This window comes from Mesorhizobium sp. M2A.F.Ca.ET.067.02.1.1 (assembly GCF_004023285.1).
Taxonomy (GTDB): domain Bacteria; phylum Pseudomonadota; class Alphaproteobacteria; order Rhizobiales; family Rhizobiaceae; genus Mesorhizobium.
The window spans coordinates 1-3,906 of sequence record NZ_RZSB01000573.1; the positions used below are offsets into that span (position 1 = coordinate 1).

At 66.5% G+C, this 3,906-nt stretch carries 3 protein-coding genes; all 3 read right to left on the reverse strand.

All coding sequences use genetic code 11. The features are described from left to right. Nucleotides 1–871 (reverse strand): GNAT family N-acetyltransferase (locus tag EOA28_RS27775; RefSeq protein WP_128315486.1); only part of this gene is annotated, 871 nt, incomplete at its 3' end. Between the two features lie 183 nt (nucleotides 872–1,054). After that, nucleotides 1,055–3,328 (reverse strand): PAS domain-containing sensor histidine kinase, encoded by a 2,274-nt coding sequence (locus EOA28_RS27780; RefSeq protein WP_127385996.1) that lies wholly within the window; start codon nucleotides 3,326–3,328, stop codon nucleotides 1,055–1,057. 113 nt (nucleotides 3,329–3,441) lie between these two features. Continuing rightward, on the reverse strand, nucleotides 3,442–3,906 hold a 465-nt coding region (locus EOA28_RS27785), incomplete at its 5' end, for a zinc-binding dehydrogenase (protein ID WP_148670888.1).

Here is a 3,906-nt window from a genome sequence, read left to right on the forward strand (position 1 = left end):
GCCCTTCGCCGCCATAATAGTTGACATAGCGGGCGCCGATCTCCTTGACCGGCATGACGACGAAGACGTCGACGGTCGAGAATTCGTGGTCGATGACGCAACCGTCGCCTATGCGGGCACCGACGCGCAGGTAACCCTTGACCAGCGGCGGCATGGCGGCGATCGCCGCCTTGGTGTTCACCGCCTCGATCGGCATCAGGTCCATCGAGCAGTAGCGCCCCGGTACCGCGCGGACATCCCAGGCGGAGTTGGTGCGGCAATGATGGGCAAGATAGGTCAGCGCCTCGGCATGCGCCGCCGGCACGATGCCGTGGAAAGAGGCGCAGCCGGTCATCACGCCGATGCCGTAATGGTTGATATAGGCCCAGATGCCCTGCCACAGCGCCTCGATGGTGCGCTTGGAACGGTATTCGGGCAGAACGCAGGAGCGGCCGAGCTCCAGGAAGCGCTGGCCGGGGTGGCGCGCGATCAGCTTGGTGAGCTCGAACTCGCCCTCGGAATAGAAGCCGCCGGCGGTCGCGGCGATCTCCTGCCGCAGCAGGCGATAGGTGCCGACGATGCGGCGGTGCTCGGGGCCGGGAAGGGACGTGTCCAACACGAGAAGGTGATCGCAGAGCGGGTCGAAACGGTCGGCATCGCGCCGGTCCTGCGCCTGGAACAGGTCCTTCCTCGCGCCAAGCTCGTCATAAAATACCCGATAGCGGACTTCCTGGGCGGCGGCGATCTCAGCCTCGTTGCGGGCGAGCCGCACCTCGAGGTTGCCGATCCGGCCCAGCGGAGCGCCGCTTGCGACAGCGTCGGCGGTACGGGCAGCGAGCAGGGCGCCGCCGGCATTCGGCCGAGTGTCACATTCAGGCATGACTGTATGCACGAGTGATTCTCCTTCGAGCCATCCCTCTTGGCACGGGGATACGGTGTAGGTGCAACAGGATTGTGACAGTACCGTGATACGGCGTGGCGGGCAATACTTTGTCGGCTGGACAATACCCTCAACCGGCTATCTTACGGTCGCGAAAGCCAGGCAATTCATGGCTTTCAAGGGCTCAAAATTTCGTCAGGCGGCGACCTGGCCCTCAACCGCCTGGACGAGCGCGTCCGGGTCGAGCGGCTTGGTCACGAAGCCGCTGGCGCCATGGGCGAGCACGGCATGCCGGGTCTTTTCCTGGCTGTCGGCCGAAAGCACCATGATCGGGATCGGCGGCATGGCCAGGGACTCTTCATGGCGGCGGATGGCGGCGATCGCATCCAGGCCATCCATGACAGGCATATGCAGGTCCATCAGCACCACATCGAAGCGGAACTTGAGGCCGGCGTCGGTAACGGCATCGACCGCGGCCTTGCCGTTGCCGACAACCTTGACGCGATGCCCTGCCTTGAGCAGCGTGGCGCGGGCGAGCATGGCGTTGATGTCATTGTCCTCGGCGATCAGCACCGACAGGCCCTGGTCGCGCTTGCGCACCGAGGCGGCGCCGCGCGGCTCCGGCCGCGGCTGGGTGAGCGCGGAGCCATGGCTGGTCAACAGCACCCGCAAAAGGGTCTCGCCGCGCACGGGTCTCGCGAGAAAGGTGGCGTAGCCGCTGGCGCGGAATTCGCCGAGCATGCCCCGGTCCGTCGGCGCGATCAGGGTGATGGCTTCACAATCGGCGAAGCCTGAGTCGCGCAACCGCTTGAGCAACCTGCCGTCACTGTTTTCGAGCGCGGCGTCGACCAGCAGCACGTTGCAGCCGGCAGCGAATGGAGCGGCCTGGCCTGGCGTCGCCGCAACCTCGACGATGCCGCCATAGGCCCTGATGGCGCGGGCGATGGCATCGGCCTCGATGGCGTTCTTCGAAACGATTACCGCCCGCCGGTCGGCGAGGATGTTGTTGCGGTGCGGCGGCGGCTCGGTCGCGGCAACCGCCGGGATCTCGAGGATAAATTCCGAGCCTTCGCCGAGCCGGCTCGAAACGGAAATCGTGCCGCCCATCGCCGTCACCAGCCGCTTCGAGATGGCAAGGCCAAGGCCGGCGCCGCCATGCACCCTGGTCGAGGTGCCGTCGGATTGCTCGAACTCCTCGAAGATGCGCTCCATGTCCTCTTCACGCAGTCCGGGGCCGGTGTCGGCGACGGTGAAGCAGATGCAGTCGCTGGTTTCGGTGCGGGCGCGCGCCACAGTGAGCAGCACGCCGCCCGTGTCGGTGAACTTCACCGCGTTGCCGATGAGGTTGAGCAGCACCTGGCGCAGGCGGCCGGGGTCGGCGGTGATCATCTGCGGCACGTCGGGTTCGACATGGCAGCCGAGACCGATATTCTTGGCGAAGGCCTTCGCGGCCAGAAGTTCGATGATGTTGTCGGCGATTTCGCGCAGCGAAGTCGGCTGCGGCTCGGGCTCGAAGCGGCCGGCCTCGATCTTGGAATAGTCGAGCAGGTCCTCGATAAGCGCGAGCAGCGCGCTGGCAGAGGTCGAAACAGCGCCGACATAGGTCCGCTGTTCCGGCGACAGATCGGTGTCGGCAAGCAGCTTCGCCATGCCCATGATGCCGTTCATCGGCGTGCGGATCTCGTGGCTGACAGTGGCGAGGAAGCGCGACTTGGCCTGGCTCGCATATTCGGCCCGCTCGCGCGCGGTGATCAGTGAGGATTCGGCGCGCTTGCGGGCGGTGATGTCGCGCGCGATCGCCCGATGCGAGACGGCGCCGGTATCCTTGTCGCGCACCGACAATTCGATCCAGGAGAACCAGCGCGGGCCATTCGGCGTGCGGATCGCGACATCGGTGGAGCTCAGGCATTCATGGTCGGAGAAGGCGGCGTCGGGAACGATGCCGACGTCGATGCCAAGCTCCGACAGGGTCTTGCCGGCGAGATTGCGAGGGTCGACCTCGACAAGCGAGGCAAAGACGCTGTTGGCATAGACGATATGGCCGTCGCGATCGCGATGGACGACGAGGTCGCCGAGCGCGTCGATCAGGCCGCGGAAGCGCTCCTCGCTCTCCTGCATCTCCCACATGCGATCGGCGAGGGTCTCGATCTCGGCGCGGCTGCGGGCGGCGGTCTCGTCGAGAAGCGCCGCGGTGCGCCGCTCGTCGCGGCGGTTGCGCAGATGCATGGCAAGGCCGGCGAAGGCCACGGCGGCGAGCCCGATGGTGACGATGATCGGCGCCCCGGTGAGATGCGCCAGCCCGGCCAGGACGACGATGCCGACGATCGTCAGGAAAGGCAGGCCTTCGTGGCTGGCGGCAGGCAAGTCGGGAGCCAGCGGCGGCGCGACGAGCACCTGCCGCTTCGGCGCGTCGGGCCTGTCAGCGCCCGCGGCTTTGCTGTCCTGCCTGATGTGGGAGTCCGCGACCATGCGCGGAACCATGCCAGACAGAAATTATGGAAGATTGGGGCGGATCGTTCGAATTTTAGCGATCGGGCGGATTCCGGCCGCGCTGCGGGCGCAGGCGGAACCGCGACCTCCGGCTACATGTCGACGACGACGCGGCCCCTGATCTTGCCTTCGACGATGTCGCGTGCGGCGGCGACAATGCCGTCGAAACCGATGGTGCGCGACAATGTCGACAGCTTCTTCAAGTCAAGGTCGGCGCCGATGCGTCGCCATGCCTCGAGGCGTACCGGCTTCGGCGCCATCACAGAATCGATGCCCAGCAGCGAGACGCCGCGCAGGATGAAGGGCGCGACGCTTCCCGGCAGGTCCATGCCGCCGGCCAGGCCGCAGGCGGCGATTGCGCCACCGTAGGAGGTCATCGACAGGACATTGGCCAAGGTATGGCTGCCGACCGAATCGACGCCACCTGCCCAGCGTTCCTTGGCGAGCGGCTTCGCCGGCTGGCTGAGCTCCTCGCGCGAGATCACCTCGGCCGCGCCGAGGTCGATCAGATAGGGGCTCTCGGCGTTGCGGCCGGTCGAGGCGATGACGTGGTAGCC